Below are 19,571 nucleotides of genomic sequence, written 5' to 3' on the forward strand. Positions count from 1 at the left end.
GGTTGTTGTGGTTTGCTTGGTCAACTGAGCCGCCTTTCGGACAGTTGTCAAATTTTGGAGGAAACCATGACGACATTCTCACTTGGCCGCCGCGCTCTGATGGCAGCCGCAGTTGCGGCCATGGCGTTTGTAGCCCCGGCTTCGGCAGATGGACACAAGGTGCTCGACAGCATCCACTTCTTGATCCCCGGCGGCGCCGGTGGCGGTTGGGACGGAACCGCGCGCGGCACTGGCGAGGCGTTGACCAAGGCGGGTATCGTCGGCACGGCGTCTTATGAAAACATGTCCGGTGGCGGTGGCGGCAAGGCAATCGGCTACCTGATCGAAAACGCCGAAAGCAGCCACGGGACGCTGATGGTCAATTCGACCCCCATCGTGATCCGGTCGTTGACCGGCGTTTTCCCGCACAATTTCCGAGACCTGACATTGGTCGCGGGTACGATTGGCGACTATGCCGCCATCGTGGTGGGCAAGGACAGTCCGATCAATTCCATGGCCGATTTGCTGGCCGCATTTGATGCCGATCCGCGCGGCACCGCCATCGGCGGTGGCTCGGTTCCCGGCGGTATGGACCATCTGGTCGCCGCGATGGTGATGGAAGCCGCAGGCAAGGACGCGCTGGCTGTCAAGTACATCCCATATGACGCGGGTGGTAAAGCCATGGCAGCTTTGCTGTCTGGTGAGATCGCGGCCCTGTCGACCGGCTTTTCCGAGGCTGTGGACCTGGCGAATGCCGGGGAGGTCAAGATCATCGGCGTGACTTCGGCGGATCGTGTGCCGGCGGCGCCTGATGCCATGACCATGAAGGAACAGGGTATCGACACCACCTTCGTGAACTGGCGCGGGTTCTTTGGCGCGCCGGGCCTGCCGGCGGACAAGCTGGCCGTGTACCAGGATGCCATTGCCAAGATGTACGACACCCCGGAGTGGGAAGATGTTCGCGCGCGCAACGGCTGGGTCAACATCCACAATTCAGGCGACGACTTCAGAACGTTCCTGGAAGACCAGGAAAAGGTCATCGGGGACCTGATGAAGAAACTGGGCTTCCTCTGAAGCAGGTATCGGCAGAGCGGGGGACCGCTCTGCCATTTGAAAAAGGGAGGGGACAATGGCACTTGATCGCTGGATTGCGTTGGTTCTTGTCGGGATTTGCCTGGCCTATGGATATGCGGCCTGGTTCACAATGGATGGCGGGTTGGCCCCGTTCATGAAACGCAACCCGATCTGGCCCAGCACTTTTCCCAAGGTCTTGTCGGTTCTCGGCCTGATTGCCGCGCTGATCATCCTGTTTGGCCTGGAAAAGAGCGAAGTTTCGGAGCCGGACATCGATTACCGCCGCCTTGGCGACTATCACCTGGGGCAGGCGCTTTTGCTTCTGGGGCTGATGGTGGCGTATGCGCTGTGCCTGCGCCCGCTTGGTTTCCTGTTTTCAACGACTGCTTTCCTGATCCTTGGCTCGGTCATTCTGGGGGAGCGCAAATGGTTTGTGATGGTGCCTGTCTCGGTATTTGCCACGCTGGTCGTCTGGTATCTCGTGCAACAGGTTCTTGGCATCTACCTGCGCCCGCTGCCGGGCTTTTTCGGAGGATAACGGGATGCTTGAAGGACTTCTGATCGGCCTGCAAACCGCGTTTTCCCTGCAAAACCTGCTGATGGTGATCGGCGGGTGTCTGATCGGCACTTTCATCGGCATGTTGCCGGGACTTGGCCCCATGTCGATTATTGCCATCATGATCCCCGTCGCCATTTCCATGGGTGATCCCTCTGCGGCGCTTATTCTGTTGGCTGGTGTCTACTATGGCGCCATTTTCGGTGGATCGACCTCTTCGATCCTGCTCAATGCGCCCGGGGTGGCGGGCACGGTTGCCTCCAGTTTTGACGGGTATCCGATGGCCAAGCAGGGCAAGGCAGGCAAGGCGCTGACGATTGCCGCGATTGCCAGCTTTGCCGGAGGAAGCATCGGCGCCTTGCTCCTGATGGTGTTCGCACCGGCTCTGTCCTCGGTCGCGCTGTTGTTTCATTCGGCCGAGTACTTTGCGCTCATGGTCGTGGGCCTGTCGGCGATCGCCGCTTTTGCAGGCACCGGGCAGGTCGCCAAGGCGTTGATGATGACCATTCTTGGCCTGATCATGGCCACCGTGGGGGAAGGCGCTCTGTTCAACCTGCCGCGTTTCACAATGGGGATCATGGACCTGCAGTCGGGCTTTGGCTTCATCACGCTTGCAATGGCGATGTTTGCCTTGCCCGAAGCGTTGTTCCTGGTCCTGAAACCAAAGACGCCGCAAGACAGTCAGGATGGCGAGATCAAGGATCTGCGGATCACTTGTGCCGAAGCCAGGGCAATTGCGCCGGTCATCGGACGCCAATCCCTGCAGGGGTTCTTCATCGGGGTATTGCCCGGGGCCGGGGCAACCATTGCCAGCTTCCTTGGCTATGCGGTGGAGCGCAATATCGCCACCAAGGAAGAGCAGGAAGAATTCGGCAAGGGCTCGATCAAGGGGCTTGCTGCGCCTGAAACCGCCAATAACGCAGCCTGCACGGGGTCGTTCGTTCCGTTGCTGACACTGGGCATTCCCGGTTCGGGCACCACCGCGATCCTGCTTGGCGCGCTTATCGCGCTGAATGTCACGCCGGGCCCGCGCCTGATGCTGGATGAGCCCCAGATATTCTGGGCTGTCATCATGTCGATGTTCATCGGCAACCTGGTGCTGCTGATCCTGAACCTGCCGCTGATCCCCTATATTGCCAAGGTGCTGTCGATCCCGCGCAACTATCTGATCCCGTTCATCCTGTTCTTCACGCTCATGGGGGCCTATATCGGCCAGAACAACGCAACCGAGCTCTTGTTGCTGGTCGCTTTCGGGATCTGTGCCACGGCGTTGCGTTTTGCGGATTTCCCGCTTGCGCCGTTGCTTATCGGGTTCATCCTTGGGGGAATGCTGGAAGACAATTTTGCGCGTTCGATGCAGCTCTATGACGGGATTGGGTTCATTTGGGAGCGCCCCATGACGTTGGGTCTTCTGGTGATCGCCGCGTTGCTGGTTGTGCTGCCCAGCTATCGGGCGCGGCGGGCCCGCCTTCGTGCCCAGGGAGTTGCCGACGGGGACTGACAGAGGCCAAGAAAATTGCCGTCTCGCACATGGAGTCTCATTAGGTCGACATTCCGTGAATCTCGGGTGTTTCCAAGGCTTGTTTTGCCGGGCCTTGTGGACCGGCACCGGCGCGTCAGAACGGAATGGTAGCGGCGGCGGCTTCGACCGCCTTGCTCACATCTTCCAATCCGGCGGCCGGGGCAACGGTGGCCACATTACCGGTTGCCGGGGCGTGGCGTTCAACGGTCTGGCCCGAAGTTTGCTTCGAAAATCCTCAAGAAGCGGGCGCAGCACTTGCGGGCTCATTCCAACTGGGGCTCGCAACTGGACGCGATGTCCGTGGAGATGTCCGGCCAGCGGCACCACACTTGGCGGGGTGTCATACATGAGGGAGAATTCCTGGAATGCTATGTGACGAAGACGCGGGACAAGAAAGCAGCATTGAAATTCCTCAAGATATCAATGCGTAGGTTTGGGCGACCCGAAGTTATCGTTACGGATAGACTTCGGTATTACGGCGCAGCAATGAAGGAAATCGGGACGCGGGTCGGCAGTAAACCTGCCCAAGCTGAGACGAGTTCGAACGGGTCTGGCTGCACTGTTCTAGAAAGTCTGTGCTTGGGGCGAATCGTTGGTCTGGGCTAGGCTCGGGGCAACAACAGTATTTAATTGGTCGCGATGTTTCCGCTGAAATCGTGTTGTGGAGATCAACTGATGTTGAGGATTTTGGGTTTCGCCTTGAGCGCAACCTTTGTGCTTTTCACTCATGCGCTTTGGGCTGATGAAGCGAACTGCCAATGGCAGGATCAACTCGTCTGCGCCTGTGAAAATGCCAACATCTCCCTTGACGATCCGAAGTGGCGGGCCTGTTTTCTGGGTGACGTGAATTACGCCACGACGACGCAGGTCGATCCGCTTTCATCGAGGGCTTTTTCGGCCTTGAACTGGCCCGTTACCGTGGACGAAAACGGACAGGCGATCATTGGTGTTCCAGATCTGGATGCCGACCGGCAAGGGGATTGGACACCGGTTTGGGCAACTTGGAAAAGCACCAGGCAGATCTTTCGCGGTGGACAACCTCCCTTGGGGTGGGATGATCTTCAAAGTGCCGTTCCAGCAGCCTGCAGCGAACTGATTCTGGACGCCGAAATGGCCAAGGTCGCATACGCGGATACGATCTCCAGGGCTGTTCCTCCAAGATTGCTGAACGAGTATCTCAATCCCGAAGGGCATGCTCTGCTGGATGCGGCAGGCCAGCCGGTGCGTTATGACATCATTTTCAATAGGCAGGCTTACCAGTACGTGGTCGAAAACAAGCTTTGGGACCCGCGCAGTCTGGAGCAGTACATTTCCGCGAATGGCAAACTAGACATGCCTATGGGGAGTTGGGACCAAGGCGCCGACAATCCAGCGCGTCGCGGCGCCATTGCCCTGAAAACGTCATGGAAAATCCTGACCGATGCAGATGACCCAGAACGATTTCACAAGCAATGGGCCTATATCACGCCGGTCATCTCGGAAGGGCGTCGCATCCACGATTGCCAATTGAAGCCGGTTGCGCTTGTTGGAATGCACATCGTCTACAAAACGGAAACCATGCCTGAATGGGCGTGGGGAACTTTCGAACATGTGGACGTTGCACCGACATGGGACCAGATTGGGGATACCAATGCCGGGATCACTCCGTCTGGCGAAAAGGTGCCTGACTGGCTCTTCTTCAAAAAAAATCATTCGGGTGCGGCACAGATCAACGTTGCCCCGAAATCTGCTTTGGTCGGGAAACCTTCACGGATCGCGAAGGCCTATGAACCAGGTTATTATTTCGGACCGGTCGGCGCCAAAGGCTATTCCGCAACTCCGTGCGGACCCGCCAATCAGGAGTTCCACTGCATCAACAAGCTGATGTGGGATTTCTTTTCCGGTTCGGTGTTCGAGAATTACCATCTGATCGGCACGCAATGGCGACAGGGCGGGGCGTATGACGGGTTGCTGATCCCGCAAATCCTGGCGAATTCCACCATGGAATCCTACAGCCAGACCACGTCGAGCTGTATCGGATGCCATTCCTATGCGGGACCGTCCGATGAGGCGGGCAAGAAGCGGGTATATGATTTTCTCTTCACTTTTGAACGCGATGTGAACACGCTGTCCGTTCCAGTACAGGGAAATTAGGAAACAGGTTTGACGACATCACCTTAACTCCGGCAAAGAGAGGAATACGACATGGCTGAACAAGGCACCCCTGCGTACTACACCACGATGGCAGTGGCGAAGTTGTTCGAGAACGAGCCGATGAGGGCCGAATTCATGAACATCTACAGCCAAAGCACAGCGGCTGCGCAAAAGTACCTCGAAGACAACCTTGATATTCCAGGACCGATGGCGGAGGCGATTGTCACCAAGAAAGACAAGGAACTTAGCGATTTCGTTGGCGCGAACGTCTGTACTTATCTTTGGTGATCCGCGCCTGATCGGTTCGGGATGATCTGCCCACAGTCCCATGTCGAGGACGCCTTGAGCTTGATTGGACCCAATTTGATTGGGGCTGCATGTGCACGGAGCGTTTCCGCCTTTGCGGCGTCACTGCCAGATGTTGCGTCAGGGCACGTTCTGGAATGTCGGCTGGGCGAAGCCGGCGGTATTTGCGATTATTCGTTTGTGTTGAGCCGGGGAAATGGGGGGCTGGACCGGTTTGCAGCTTTTGTGCCGGAGGACCCGTTCTGGTCTCAAACAGCGGAAGTAATCCGCTCTGCAGAAGGGGCGCTTGTGGACGCGGGCCTGATCTGGCTCGAGGTGGATTTTGGCGCGAAAGAACCGTCTCGCCCAAGTTTCTTTGTGTCGCATGGTCCGGATCTGAGGACGCGCGCCGAGAGGTTTGATTTGGCCCGTGCCTTGGCGGGGGTATTTGATGTGTCACTAAGGGATGCCCTGGATACCCTGATGCGGAAGTTGCCCGAGCCGGTTGCGCCGAAACAAGCCGGGATCATGGCCGGACGCTCGGGAAGACAATTGAGACTGGTGCTGGACGGGATCAAGGTTTCACAAGTTTGCGCCATGTTGGCGAGGATTGGGTGGCCCGGACATGCGCGGTCGCTGGTCCGTGTTTCGGACTTGGCACGACAGCTCGCTGGAGATGCATCCTGCCGTGTTGATCTGGATCTGGACGAAAGAGTGGCACCGTCAGTTGGACTCGAGTTGGGGTATCCGGCGCTGACCGATCCGGAACGTGTTGTAAGATGCCTTGAGGCAGAGGGGCTGTGTACACCGGATACGGGTTCAGCGTTGCATTTGGCGATGTCACGCCGGACTCTTGCCAAGCCACGAACAGGCGGTCGGATCGACTTTGGATTGAACCACTTGAAGCTTGGCTTGCGTTCCGCAGCGGCCGACATCCAGGCCAAAGCGTATTTCAGTTTGGTTAACTTGCCTGACTTTCAAGGTAATTCCGTCTAAGATCGAGATAAACCAACCGGAGAAGACTGACGTGATCCGCGCAATTCAGGACAAAACAGTCAGGTCCGGCCTGTTCATGGCGGAAAGCGATGAAGCTGGTGAACCGTTGCTGGTCTGGCAAAGCCCGGCGCAAACTCGCTTGCAGCAACGGCGCCTAGAAGCGCGACTGGCGGGCCTGCAGCAATTATCGGGAACACAGGTTGCGCAGGTGGTCGATTTCGACATGGACCACGATATTGCGCAGGTCGTGATGATGCGCCCCACAGGAGACCCCTTGTCGCGGGTGACCGGGCGAGGGGGATTGCGGGTAGGGCAATTCCTGGGGCTTGCCGTTCAAATGGCCGGTGCCGTTCAATCCCTGCACAATCGCCGCATCCCGCATGGTCATATCAAGCCGGAGGCGCTTTACGTGCATCCGCAAACCGGTGCCGTGACGCTGGCGTTGCATCCAGATTCCATGATGCAACCGTCCGGGCGTCCTTCGGATATTGCCGGGCGCGCATTGGAAGATATTGCTTATTCAGCGCCGGAACAAAGCGGGCGGATCGAAACAGTCGCAGACCTGCGAGCGGATTTGTATGCGCTGGGCGTAGTGTTCTACGAAATGCTGACGGGTGCTCCGCCTTTCAACGCTTTGGACGAAATGGAGCTGGTGCACCAGCATTTGGCCGTCCCTCCGAGACCGCTTTCGCAAGCGCGCAAGAATGTGCCCCGCCAGCTGGCACGACTGGTGCACAAGCTTTTGGAGAAGGGGCCAGAAGCGCGGTATCAAACAGCCTTTGGCCTCTTGAGTGATTTGAAAAGATGCGTCGAGTGTTTTGAACAGGACACCGATATCCCCGAATTTGTTCTGGGCGCTCAGGATGATCACTCGGTGTTTCATATCCCTGATCGCCTGTTTGGCCGAGAGCGGGAAGTGCGGCGCATGAACGAGGCGGCTGAGCGGGTGTGTGCCGGAGGCGTGGAATGCGTGCTCTTGGCCGGTCGAAGCGGGACGGGAAAATCGGCGCTCGCTGCAAAATTGCGTGATCTCGGGGGGACGGCACCACAGCCGCTGTTCATTTCGGGAAAATACGAGGAAATCCAGAGCCTGCCGTATCTGGCGATTATCGAGGCCTTGCGTAGCTTTGTTCTGCTCAAGGTGTCGCAAGGCCCTGAGGAACTGGAGAGCTACCGTTTGCGGCTCGTCGAGGCTTTGGGCGACAACCTGGGTGTGATCGCTGAGTTCCTGCCAGAGCTGAAGATGGTGACGGGCGACATCTCCGCTCCGGTGAACGCTGACTCGATGGAGCGCAATCAGCGTTTCCGGCTGGCCATTCAGGCTTTCTTTGAAACGATGTCGGACCCGGATAGCCCGGTCATCCTGTTTCTAGACGATTTGCATTGGGCCGAAGCCGCATCCATAACATTGCTTGAGGATATGATCCGCACTGCGCGCCTGTCTCATCTTCTGATCGTTGGAGCCTACCGCGACAATGCGAAAGGAGCAGGCGAGAAGGCAGCACGTTTGATCGACGCGTTCGTCGATGCTGGCTATCCTTGCGAAACCCTGAACATTCGCCCGCTTCAGGGGAATGATACGCTCGAGATCATCGCCGAATCCATGGGGCTTGAGGATCGTTCGGTCGTAACTCACCTGGCGCGCGTTTTGCATGGCAAAACCCAGGGCAACGCGTTCCACCTGCGCCGACTATTGGCTGTGCTCTATCAAGAAGGTGCAATCCGTTTCGATATGGAGGCGGCGCGATGGGTCTGGGGCATGGACGCCGTTACTCAGCACGTGGTCGAATCCGATGTCGCTTTGCTTATGACGGAGCGGATCGAGCTATTGTCGCTGCCAGCATTGGAAATACTGCGATACGCAGCTTGCTTCGGTACCAATGTGGCCCCGGAATCGTTGCAGTTGCTGAGCGAGCGGGGTGAAGACGAGATCGAGGCTTTGTTGCAGGAAGCCGCGGACGCAGGCTTCCTCGAGCGTGACGGAACGCAGCAGGAGTTGTTCCGCTTCTCGCATGACATGGTGCGAGACGCGGCCTACCGTTTGACACCTGACGAAGACCGCGCCTTGCTGCACTATCGCATCGGGTCCTTTTTGTTGGGCGACATGGAGGACATGAACACTGATGAGCGGCTTTTCGTTGCGTTGGATCAAGTAAATCGGGGCATTGACCGCCTGCGAGACCCCCCCGTGGGCCGACTGATTGTCAGTGCTTCGCTTGCGGCGGCATACCGGGCCAAGGCTCTGGCGGCCTATGACACCGCGCATCGTTACCTCTCTGTGGCAATGAGCATTTCAACTGATCTCGGCGGAGTCGACTGGGATGTCGAGCCCGAAATCACGGCGCGTCTGCGGCGGGAGATGCTGGAGATGACTTTTCTTGTTTCCGGTTTCGATGCCGCGCGGCCGCTTTTTGAAGAACTGCTCGAGAACTTGCCCACGCCTAGTGAGAAAGCCCGGATCTACCAGTTGCTGGTAACGCTGTTCACATTCCGGTCGGATTATGAGCAGGCGTTGGAATTCGGGGTCGCCGGGTTGAAGCTTTTGGGTATTAATCTGTCCGCACCGCTGAACCCGAAGATCGGACAGCAATTGGCGTTGACCCATCTGGCTTTGCGCAAGCATGATGTCTTTGATTTTTCGTCGTTGCCGGAAATGGAGAACGAAGCGTCCGAGCAGTTGATGGAAATGCTCATGATCGTTTCGACGCCAGCGTTTCTGACCAACAAGGACCTGTTCGTTCTTATCTCTCTTCGGATGTTCCGGATCACGTTGCGAGACGGTTTGACAAGTGCGGGCATCTTCTCGATCCAGAACTATGCCATCGTGATGTATATCGCATTCAAGTCCGTTGACCGGGCATTTCGCATTGGCACGAACCTTTTCCCGCTACTGGAAAGCCGGAACGTCTCTGCGCAGGTGCGCGGACGATTATATTATACTTACTGCGTCGTGGTCGCATGGCATTTCAAGGATTACGACGAATTGCATGCCCTGTTGGGCGAGGGCATCGGACACAGCTGGTCGGCGGTAGATCTGGAATATGTGGGGTACTTTTACTACGGCTTGTTGAAGTACACTTGGGTTGGCTGCAAGCCACTATCCAACCTATTGGCGGAGCTTGACGAGTTCGATCGGTACCAGAAACGTCTCAAACACGAAGTACTGAACGATATCACGTCTGTTTACCGCCGGGCGCTGCAACGGCTGACGGGCAGCGTCGAGGACCGGGCGTGGTCCAAACAGGATAGTGAGCTGTGGCGTGAAATGGCGGGCGAGGCAGCGGTGGGCAGTTTTCTGACCACCGAAATGCTGCTGACCCATATCTATGGCGACTGGAAGGTCGTTCGTAACCTTTACACCAGTTTGCTGGCCGAAGAGGGGTTCACGACGCTGGGCCCCGAGTTTGTCGATTATCACCTGTTGTCTGGGTTATGCATAACGCGTCCGCCATCCGTATCGCTTGGCTTGAGTCACCGTCAACGCAGATTGCGGTTACGTAAACACCTCAAGGCGCTCAAGAGGTTGCAGGATCATTTTCCGACCAATCACAGCTTTCAGTATCTTTTGTTGCTTGGCGAGGCCGAGCGGGAGAAGGGAAACGCGGAGACCGGCCTGCTTTATGTCACCGAAGCCGTTGAGCGCGCCGAGGAGGCAGGGATCTGGTCTTATGTCGGAATCGGATGCGAATGTGCAGCCCAGGCCGCGAAGGAGTTGGATGACAAGACAGCCCGTGAAATGTGGCTGCGGCGCGCGTTGAATGCCTATGACAAATGGGGTGCCCAGTCGAAATGTGATGAGTTGTTGGACCAGCACCCTGAACTGGAAGTGATCGCGACTACTGCTGATATGATCGGGCAACCGTCCGAACTGGATTTGTCGACCATCGTCAAGACCAGCCAGGCGATCTTGGAGATCACGGACGTAAACACGTTGCTGAAAAGACTTTTGGCAATTGCCGTAGAAAATGCAGGTGCGAATCTTGGTGAACTTTTCCTGCGCAGGGACGGCCGTCTGGTTCTCGCGGCGAGTGCAGATACGTCGCACGGAGATGTTTCGGTGACGCTCATCAAGCCGAACCTCCCTCTTGGCGAACTTTCAGATCAGAAACACCCCAAAGACCTTGTGGCCCGTGTCGAGGCGATGAAAACCTCCGTGATTCTGGCAGACGCAAGTACAGCTCCGGGTTATGAGCGCGACCGCTATGTACAGCGCAACGCGCCGAAATCCCTTTTTACGATGCCGATCATCGGGTCGGGCGAGGTGCTTGGAGTGCTGCACCTTGAAAATACTCTGGCCAAAGGTGTGTTCACCCCCGCCCGTCGGGAAATCCTGTCAACGATCATGACGCTGGCGTCGATTTCGCTCACCAACGCGCTGCTTTATGCGCGACAGGAAGAGGCCCTGGAAGTTGAAAAACGCGCTTCACGCGAGTTGGCAAAGATCAACCAGGCGAAGGACGAATTCCTGGCCAATACGGGCCATGAACTGCGTACGCCCTTGAATGGGATTATCGGTCTCGCGGATGGAATGCTAAGCGGTGCCAACGGGCCCATTCCTGATCAGGCACGGGCGACTCTGGATTTGATCGTTACTTCGGGGCGGCGGTTGAGCAACTTGGTCAATGATATTCTGGATTTCTCGCGGCTCAAGGACGGGCAGATCGACCTAAAGGCTGTTCCACTAGATCTTCATTCAGCCATCAACGTCGTTTTTGCCTTGATGGACAACCGCGCGCGGAGCGCGGAAGTGACGCTGGTCAACGAAGTGCCGCAGAACGCGCCCAACGTGCTCGCGGACGAAAACAGGTTGCAGCAGATCTTGTTCAACTTGGTGGACAACGCCGTCAAATTTGCGCCCGGTGGTACAGTACGGATGGGGTGCGTCGCGAAAGGCGATCGCGTGGAGATCATTGTTGCAGATGATGGGCCGGGCATTCCCGAAGAAAGCAAGACACAGATATTCCGTGGGTTCGAGCAGGTCGATGCTTCGTCCCGCCGTGAACAAGGGGGACTCGGGTTGGGGCTCGCCATAGTCGAGCGCCTGACAAAACTGCAAGGCGGCGAAATCACGGAAGTTGGGACCTTTGGTCAGGGCGCACAGTTCCGGGTAGACCTGCCTGCGACGGAAGAAGAGGCAGTTGCGCAACACGCCGGAGGTGACACAGTCTCTCGGCCGATCGTTGATGTGGGCTCTTACATGGCAGACGTGATTCTGCGGCCGTCACAGAACATTGGCAAGAAACGTCGCAACAAGGCCTTGCTGGTGGACGATGATCCAGTGAACCTTCAGGTTCTTGAAAACTACATGTCCCTTGAGGGGTTCGAAACCCAATCCGCAAGTGATGGAGAAACAGCACTAAAGCTGGTCGCTGACGGGTACGAGCCGGATATCGTTCTTCTTGATGTGATGATGCCGCGTATGTCGGGTTACGAAGTCTGTGCGAGGTTGCGTGAAACGCATCCGGCATCGCGCCTCCCAATTGTAATGCTGACGGCCAAGAACCGGCTTGAGGATTTGCGTGCCGGATTCGAAGCGGGCGCAACGGATTACCTTGCCAAACCGTTTTCGCGTGACGAGCTTTCAGCACGCATGCATGCTCACCTGTCTCTGACACGGGTGTCCAATGCCTATAAACGCTTTGTGCCGGTCGAGTTTCTTGATTTTCTGAAACGGGATAGCATCCTTGACATTGATTTGGGTGACAACGTTTCGCGCAACATGACGATCATGTTCACCGACATTCGCGGGTTCACGACAATTGCGGAGAACATGACACCGCATGAGAGCTTCGAGTTCTTGAACGAATACTTCCGTCGGATCGGGCCTATTGTGCAGGAACACAAAGGGGTGGTCGCGCAATTTCTTGGAGATGGCATGATGGCTCTGTTTCCAAACGAACCGCAGGATGCGTGCAACGCGGCAATTGAAATTCAGCGAGAGCTACGCCGCATCAATGTTGACCGCGCGGCGCTCAACCTGGCACCAGTTGGTACCGGGATCGGGCTGCATTCCGGCGATCTGATCATGGGTATCCTTGGGGACAGGTACCGGTTGAACGGCAATGTCGTGTCGGACACGGTGAATGTCGCCGCAAGACTCGAAACCTTGACGGCGCAGTGTGGAATATCCATCGCGGCCTCGGGCGTGGTCGTCTCCGCTTTGTCAGAAAATGTGCGCGCCGAATGTCGCAAGATGACACGCGTGCGAATGGCTGGAAAGTCCAATGCCATGGATGTGTTCGAGATATTTGCAGGTGATATCGTGCCGGACATTCGCATGAAACAAGAGACGCGGAGTGCCTTTGAAGCGGCGGGAGAGCATTTCCGCAATGCCCAGTTTGGTCTGGCGCAGTTGGCCTTTCGCGACTTGTCCGACAGGTATCCTCGAGACTCGGCTGCAGCGTGGATGGCCGAACGTTCACGGCAGTTGGCAGTCAGCGGAGCAGAAAAAGATTGGCAGGGCGCGGATACGTTGACGCAGAAGTAGGGTTGAAGATGGTTCGACGCTGCCACTTGGGTGGCAGGGTAATCTGAAGCTGGCCTTTGGGCGGGGTACTCGTGCTCATCAATGGTGCGGCGATCGCCGAGTGGCGCCAGCTTTGTGCGGAGTAAAACGCAGCTTTACTGTCCAAGCTCAGACGCATTCGAAACCGTCTGACAGCGCCGGCAAATCGCTTTCGGCAGACGGTGTCAGGATCAATGTTTCCTGGACCTGGAATCCCCGGCCAGCAATGTGTCGATGAACTTGGAAAACAGCTCACCTTGAGAGTTGATCTGAAGCTTGGAGTAAATGTTGCGACGGTGGATGCGAACTGTGCCGGGAGAGATTTCAAGAATACGCCCAACAGCGTCGGCGGAATGCCCTTTCAACGTATGTTCGACGACCTGCCGTTCGCGAGGGGTAAGGACGCCTTCGCCAAAACTGGTGAAGGCAATCTCAACACTGTTTTGGAGAGAGGCATCGGATTCGGGGTTGGCGCTGTTGTCAAAACTGCTCGCCAGGGTCTTCCAATGCCTTGCACAGGTTGCCCGTACAATCGGCCAGTATTCCTTGAGTTGGCGAATCTCCTTGGCTGAAAATGCTTTCTCGGCACGCATCAGCGAGACAACGACAGTCGCGTTTCCGGGGAGGTCGATGAAGAAACCGATCTCTTCTGCAAGCCCGGTCCGCGCATAGTAGTTTCGAAAATACTCCCCCTGAAAAAAGCGGTCTGGGGCAAGTTCCTTGATCCGGTAAAGCCCCGGAGCGACATTGTTGACGCAAGCGAGGTAAAACGGATCCAGCAAGTAAGGCCCTTCCTGATAGTCCTCGACGAAAATTTGACGTTTACCCCTTGGGAAATCGTCAAAAAGGTCCATCGGACGAGCTGATCCGAGATACCCGAAAACAACGGTGAAATCGAACGGCGCGATCGTGCGAAGTGTATTCGAAAGGGTGTTGGCGAAGTCGTCGGCTTCGATTGAATCGACGAGTTGTCCGGTTGCCTCGATCAAGCTCAAAATGCATCCCTCTCGGGTTTTTTAGTGAATATACCCAAAACGTGATATATACATCAGTTTTGATTTTTTTTACAGTTTCCGACAATACGATGGTAGTCCAAAAATCAAAAAAAGATAGGGATAAATGGAAAGCGTGCAATATGCCACCAAGACAGATTTGGTAAGCGGAAACGCGATTGCCGAGCTTAGAGGCGTGACCAAGCGCTACGGTTCAGTGTTGGCCGCCAGTGATCTCGATCTTGCAATTGAGCCGGGCGAATTTCTTTCGTTTCTGGGGCCATCAGGCTGTGGCAAAACCACGGCATTGCGCATGCTGGCAGGGTTCGAAACGCCGACCGAAGGTCAAGTGCTGCTAGACGGTGAAGTCGTGAACGATGTGGACGCCCATCATCGTCCAGTGAACATGGTGTTCCAGCAATACGCGCTTTTTCCCCATATGACGGTGGCTCAAAACATCGGCTATGGCCTGCGCCAAATTCGTCCGCGTATCCCCAAGGAGCAGATCAATGAAAGGGTCGGCAAGGCGCTTGCAACTGTACGCCTGGCCGGGTTCGAAGACCGGCGTATCTGGGAGATGTCCGGCGGTCAGCAGCAGCGCGTTGCGCTAGCGAGGGCCATTGTCAACGAACCAAAGCTTTTGCTTCTTGACGAACCGATGGCCGCGTTGGACCGAAAACTGCGCAAGGAAATGCAAATCGAATTGCAAGACTTGCAGCGGGAACTGGGTATTACCTTTGTTCTTGTCACGCATGATCAGGAAGAAGCTCTGTCGATGAGCGACCGCATTTGCATCATGCGGGATGGAAGAATAGTCCAGATCGGGTCGCCGCAGGAACTCTATGACACTCCGAAATCACGGTATGTCGCCGATTTTGTCGGTACGTCCAATTTCTTTGACGGCAAAGTCGTCGGCTACCAGGGGGATTTGGTGTCCGTCCGACTGAGTGACGGTACTGTCGTAGAAGCCAGATCGCTCCATCAGGTCGCTGACGGGCAAGATGCGTGCGTAAGCGTCCGGCCCGAGCAAATGCGATTGTCGCGCGAAGAAGGTGGGCTGCCAGTGCATGTCCACAATCGGATCTTTCTCGGGGAACATACCGAGTATCTCGTAACGCATGCGATCCTTGGTGAATTCCTGGTCCTGTCACCAAGGCAAACGGAAATGAACGATGGTCCGTTCAACGCGGGCGAAAGCCTTACGGTGTCCTGGGACGCCGGAACGGCGCTCGTATTGGAACAAGAATAAAAGCCACCAAACACCAACAGGAGAGAAACCATGACAGACAGAACTGACCACATCTCGAAGAAAAAGTTCATGGAGGAGTTGGAGCGCTATCGTAAAGGCTCGATCAGTCGCCGCCATTTCCTTCGTGTGACCGGCCTTGGTGCCGCCACTGCCGTTTTGGGTTCGACCATGCCTGGCCTGCGACCGCGCCCCGCTTTTGCCGGTGATATCGGGGATCGCGTTGTTTTGGCCACATGGCCGAATTATCACGATACGGCGAATTTCGACGCCTTTACCGAGGCAACCGGTGCGCATGTGCAGGTGAATGTTTTCGGGTCGAACGAAGAAATGCTCGCCAAACTTCAGGCCGGGGCGACCGGTTGGGACGTTTATGTTCCGACGAATTACACGTTCGAAGACTATGTCAAGGAAGACCTGATCGAGCCTTTGGACGTGTCGCGCTTGCCCAACTACGAACCTGCGGCCTTTGATCCGCGTTATGCCGAAGCCGGTTCGGTGAATGGCAAGCTTTACGGTGTTCCCAAGAACTGGGGATCGACCGGCATGGCGATCAACACCAAACACAACAATGGGAAGGGCATTTCTTCGTGGAAAGAGTTCTTTGACATCACGATGGACAAGTTCTCGGGGCGCACGGTTGTCCACGATTATCAGCTTACCACGATCGGAAGTGCGCTGAACTATTATGGCTATTCCTTCAACTCGGTGGATGAAAAAGAGTTGGCGGATGCCGAGAAACTTCTGATCGACGTCAAACCGCATCTTTTTGCAATCACGTCAGATTACCAGCCGCCGATGCGCAATGGTGATGCCTGGTTGACGATCTGCTGGTCGGGGGACGGCAAGCAACTTAATACCGACATGCCCGAGATTGCATATGCCCTTGGCAGCGATGGCGGCGAGATCTGGAGCGACTACTACGCAATCCCCAAAAGCTCGGAACGTAAGGATGCCGCGTACGCGCTCATCAACTTCCTGATCAATCCTGAAGTGAATGCCAAGGAGGTTCTTGCGCATGGATATCCGACAGCGGATTCGCGGACGTTTGATCTTTTGCCGGATGCGCTGAAGAACGATCCCATCATCTTCCCCGCGCAGGAGTTGCTGAGCCCGCTTGAATTCGGTGCTGCAGTGACGCTCACGGATCCGAACCGCGCCGAGTTGATGGCGCGCTTCAAATCTGCCTGAACCTGAAAAAAACGAGAACAACATGAAGCAGAACAAGCGAAACTGGCTGTTGTTGGCGCCGGCAGGAACATGGTTCCTGGTCATGCTGATCATTCCGCTGAGTGTTGTTCTCATATTCAGTTTCGGAGAGCGAGCGCCGTCAGGTGGCGTTGTGCTTGCTCTTTCGCTTGAGCAATATGCAAACCTCCCCGCACGCTGGACGGCATTCAAAAACACCATGACACTGGCGCCGATCGGAACGCTTGCGGCGTTGTTGATCGCCTATCCCCTGGCGTATTTCCTGGCTGTGAAGGTCAATCCGAAATGGAAGACGATCCTTCTGGTTCTGGTCATCGTTCCTTTTTGGACCTCGATACTGATACGCAGCTATGCCTGGATTTTTCTTTTGGGAGGAAGGGGGCTGCCTGCGCTTCTGGACTGGATTGGCATAGAAGGTGTCCGGCTGATCAACACGCCTTTCGCGGTGCTTGTGGGAATTGTGTATGGGTATCTGCCTCTCATGGTTTTTCCTATCTTCGTAAGTCTTGATCGCCTCGACAAACGGCTTCTGGAGGCCGCCTCTGACCTAGGCGCAAGCCGTTGGAACGCGTTTCTACAAATCACGCTTCCCCTTTCCATTCCGGGTATCGCGACCGGATGCATGCTCGTGTTTATCCTGCTGATGGGAGAGTTCCTGATCCCGGCCTTGTTGGGCGGCGGCAAGGTATTCTTTGTTGGCAACGCGCTGGTCGACTTGTTCCTGCAGTCGCGCAACTGGGCATTTGGATCGGCAGTCGCGGTCACTCTGGTTGTGGTGATGCTGATCACGGTCACGATCTACATGCGACTGATCGCGCGGCTCGGGGCCAGCCGCGACGATGTCGCGATCATGTGAGGGGGGCAGTATGAGAATTTACGCTATTAGTGTTTACCTGTTCCTGTATATTCCCATCGGGGTGATTGCACTGTTCAGCTTCAATGCCGGGCGGCACGCCAGCCAGCTTCAGGGGCTTTCGACAAAATGGTACGGCAAGGCGCTGTCCAATCCTTTTGTCATGGATGCGCTGGAAACCAGTCTGATCGTTGCATTCACGTCCGCGCTTCTCGCCAGTGTTTTCGGCACCATGGCGGCAGTTGCACTCCAGGGGATCAAAGGGCCGGTCCGCGTGTTCTTCGACCTGCTGATTTATGTTGCGGTCATGATTCCAGGCATCGTCATCGGCATTGCGACCCTGATAGGGCTGGTCACATTGTTTGATCAATTGAACCCCCTTCTCGCGGCTGTCTGGCCTGAGGGGTGGACGCCACCGAAGCTGCGAATGGGCGTCGGTTCGCTGATTGCAGCGCATACCATGTTTCTAATGGCCCTCGTGATCATCATTGTTCGTGCGCGTTTATCCGGCATGGACCGCGCCCTGATCGAGGCTTCCGCCGATCTCTATGCAAGCCCGGTCGGCACCTTCTTTCAGGTCACGTTGCCTATGATATTCCCTGCCATTCTGGCTGGCTTTCTGTTGAGTTTCACTTTCAGTTTTGACGACTTCATCATCGCATTCTTTGTCGCCGGTTCGGAAACAACTCTGCCAATCTACGTGTTCTCATCCATCCGCCGAGGTGTGACGCCCGAGATCAACGCGATCGGCACGATGGTACTGGCCGTTTCATTGGTGTTGCTGGTGACGGCCCAACTTCTCTTGCAACGCGGAGGCAAGAAACCCAAATGACCATTGCGCTCTCGAAAAATCGTTCTACGACCAAACTGCAGCTTGATGGGAAGGTCGCTCTAGTTACCGGAGCCGGTTCGGGCATCGGCAGAGCCGGCGCCATGGCGCTCGCCCGAAATGGGGCCGTGGTCATTGTCACCGATTTGGACGCTGGCAAATCAAGAGATGTTGTCACTGAATTGCGGGCCGAAGGTGTGATCGCGCATGCGGCCGAACTGGACGTTACGAATGATGCTGCGGTCGCGTCGACGGTAGACGATATCGTCCGACGCCATGGCCGGATCGACGTGTTGCACTCGCATGCCGGGTACCAGATCGAGGGGAATCTGGAACAGGTGCCGATTGAAGGGATGGACCGATCCTGGCAACTGAACGTCCGCTCGCACTTCATTGCGGCAAGAGCTTCGGTTGCGCACATGCGCGCTCAGGGTGGGGGCAGCATAATCATAACGTCGTCCAATTCAGGTGTGCAATATGACCGCGAAATGGTTGCCTACGCGACCACCAAACACGCCGTGATCGCCATGACACGTCAAATGGCCGCCGATTACGCCAAGGAAAACATCCGCATCAATGCCCTTTGCCCGGGCTTCATCGACACGCCCTTCAATGCGGGCTTCGAAAAACAAATGGGCGGTCGGGACAGGCTGGAAAACTACGTCGCCGAAACAATTCCAATGGGGCGTTGGGGCTCGGTTGACGAAATCGCCGATTCAATCCTGTTTCTTGCTTCGGACATGTCCTCGTTCATGACGGGGCATGCCTTGGTTGTGGATGGCGGTGAAAGCATTTGAGTGGGTGTTGTCAGAGCGATGGCGCCTGAGACGGGCCGGGCTGTTTCGGAACGTTGCTCTATAAGGAATCACAGCCCTTTTTCTGCTTTCGTACGTTGCCAGAAGTCATCCGCTTGGCGGCGGTGTTTCATGTCTGTTTCCTGCCGTTGAATCGCAATGCGGGCGTTATGGTGGATGAGCCGGGCGTCGCTAACCTGCAGAAAATGGGGTATTGGCGGAGCAATTGCGTCGAGAATTCGCACCTCTCGTTCTGACGACGAGAACGGGCCATGATCCGCCTTTGGCGCATGCGAAGTGGGCTGATGTTCTCGCCCGTTTGCGCCTCAGTCTCTGTTTGGACAAGAAGGGCGCGCTGCTCAGCCCGGTACGAATTCGTAGTGGGCGGGCCGCGCGCCTCCTTAGGAAATGCATGTAAAGGCGACAAAAATTTTTATTGTATACCTCAATAATTTTTTTTAGGGTTCTTCCCGTGCGACGCCTCACATAGGCGGAGCAGTATCTGCAAGCCTGTTACTAATGCGGCAACCACGGAGATGGGGCGTTTTTCGTCGAAAAAAGCTCCCCAGAAAATCAATGAGTGCTTCTTTGCGGATTC

At 56.1% G+C, this 19,571-nt stretch carries 14 protein-coding genes; 13 read left to right on the top strand and 1 reads right to left on the bottom strand.

Features of this window, described 5'->3' with window-relative positions; translation table 11 throughout:
- Nucleotides 1–66 precede the first annotated feature (66 nt).
- The 8 genes from BMZ35_RS14305 to BMZ35_RS14340 all read left to right on the top strand — a co-directional run bounded on the left by BMZ35_RS14305 (nucleotide 67) and on the right by BMZ35_RS14340 (nucleotide 13,032).
- Complete coding sequence (locus tag BMZ35_RS14305) at nucleotides 67–1,053, top strand: tripartite tricarboxylate transporter substrate binding protein (RefSeq protein ID WP_093094549.1); 987 nt, start codon at nucleotides 67–69, stop codon at nucleotides 1,051–1,053.
- A gap of 55 nt (nucleotides 1,054–1,108) precedes the next feature.
- Nucleotides 1,109–1,591 carry a tripartite tricarboxylate transporter TctB family protein gene (locus tag BMZ35_RS14310; RefSeq protein ID WP_093094550.1) on the top strand — a complete coding sequence of 161 codons (483 nt, stop codon included), beginning with the start codon at nucleotides 1,109–1,111 and terminating at the stop codon, nucleotides 1,589–1,591.
- A gap of 4 nt (nucleotides 1,592–1,595) precedes the next feature.
- On the top strand, nucleotides 1,596–3,110 hold the full coding sequence (locus BMZ35_RS14315) for a tripartite tricarboxylate transporter permease (RefSeq protein ID WP_093094551.1): 1,515 nt from the start codon (nucleotides 1,596–1,598) through the stop codon (nucleotides 3,108–3,110).
- A 276-nt stretch (nucleotides 3,111–3,386) separates the two neighbouring features.
- Complete coding sequence (locus BMZ35_RS14320) at nucleotides 3,387–3,737, top strand: DDE-type integrase/transposase/recombinase (protein ID WP_093094552.1); 351 nt, start codon at nucleotides 3,387–3,389, stop codon at nucleotides 3,735–3,737.
- A gap of 69 nt (nucleotides 3,738–3,806) precedes the next feature.
- Entirely contained in the window at nucleotides 3,807–5,264 is a 1,458-nt protein-coding gene (locus BMZ35_RS14325) for a hypothetical protein (RefSeq protein WP_093094553.1), read from the top strand.
- A 51-nt stretch (nucleotides 5,265–5,315) separates the two neighbouring features.
- Nucleotides 5,316–5,552 (top strand): hypothetical protein, encoded by a 237-nt coding sequence (locus tag BMZ35_RS14330; RefSeq protein WP_093094554.1) that lies wholly within the window; start codon nucleotides 5,316–5,318, stop codon nucleotides 5,550–5,552.
- A 54-nt stretch (nucleotides 5,553–5,606) separates the two neighbouring features.
- Nucleotides 5,607–6,545, top strand: a complete 939-nt coding sequence (locus tag BMZ35_RS14335; protein ID WP_131814386.1) for a hypothetical protein — start codon at nucleotides 5,607–5,609, stop codon at nucleotides 6,543–6,545.
- Between the two features lie 31 nt (nucleotides 6,546–6,576).
- A complete protein-coding gene (locus BMZ35_RS14340) occupies nucleotides 6,577–13,032 on the top strand; it encodes an AAA family ATPase (RefSeq protein ID WP_093094556.1) in 6,456 nt (2,151 codons plus the stop codon).
- A gap of 209 nt (nucleotides 13,033–13,241) precedes the next feature.
- Here BMZ35_RS14340 and BMZ35_RS14345 read toward each other — a convergent pair whose 3' ends face one another.
- On the bottom strand, nucleotides 13,242–14,039 hold the full coding sequence (locus tag BMZ35_RS14345; protein WP_242654809.1) for a LuxR C-terminal-related transcriptional regulator: 798 nt from the start codon (nucleotides 14,037–14,039) through the stop codon (nucleotides 13,242–13,244).
- Nucleotides 14,040–14,169: 130 nt separating this feature from the next.
- Here BMZ35_RS14345 and BMZ35_RS14350 point away from each other — a divergent pair, with 130 nt between their 5' ends.
- Genes BMZ35_RS14350 through BMZ35_RS14370 form a run of 5 tightly spaced genes read left to right on the top strand, consistent with a single transcriptional unit; the run spans nucleotide 14,170 to nucleotide 18,976 of the window.
- Nucleotides 14,170–15,291, top strand: a complete 1,122-nt coding sequence (locus tag BMZ35_RS14350) for an ABC transporter ATP-binding protein (protein ID WP_093094558.1) — start codon at nucleotides 14,170–14,172, stop codon at nucleotides 15,289–15,291.
- A gap of 30 nt (nucleotides 15,292–15,321) precedes the next feature.
- Entirely contained in the window at nucleotides 15,322–16,479 is a 1,158-nt protein-coding gene (locus tag BMZ35_RS14355; protein WP_093094559.1) for an ABC transporter substrate-binding protein, read from the top strand.
- Between the two features lie 22 nt (nucleotides 16,480–16,501).
- A complete protein-coding gene (locus BMZ35_RS14360) occupies nucleotides 16,502–17,353 on the top strand; it encodes an ABC transporter permease (protein WP_093094560.1) in 852 nt (283 codons plus the stop codon).
- A 10-nt stretch (nucleotides 17,354–17,363) separates the two neighbouring features.
- A complete protein-coding gene (locus tag BMZ35_RS14365) occupies nucleotides 17,364–18,182 on the top strand; it encodes an ABC transporter permease (protein ID WP_093094561.1) in 819 nt (272 codons plus the stop codon).
- Between the two features lie 35 nt (nucleotides 18,183–18,217).
- Complete coding sequence (locus BMZ35_RS14370) at nucleotides 18,218–18,976, top strand: SDR family NAD(P)-dependent oxidoreductase (RefSeq protein WP_093094705.1); 759 nt, start codon at nucleotides 18,218–18,220, stop codon at nucleotides 18,974–18,976.
- The last annotated feature ends 595 nt before the right edge of the window (nucleotides 18,977–19,571 follow it).

Origin of the sequence: Shimia aestuarii (assembly GCF_900114635.1) — a bacterium.
Taxonomy (GTDB): domain Bacteria; phylum Pseudomonadota; class Alphaproteobacteria; order Rhodobacterales; family Rhodobacteraceae; genus Shimia; species Shimia aestuarii.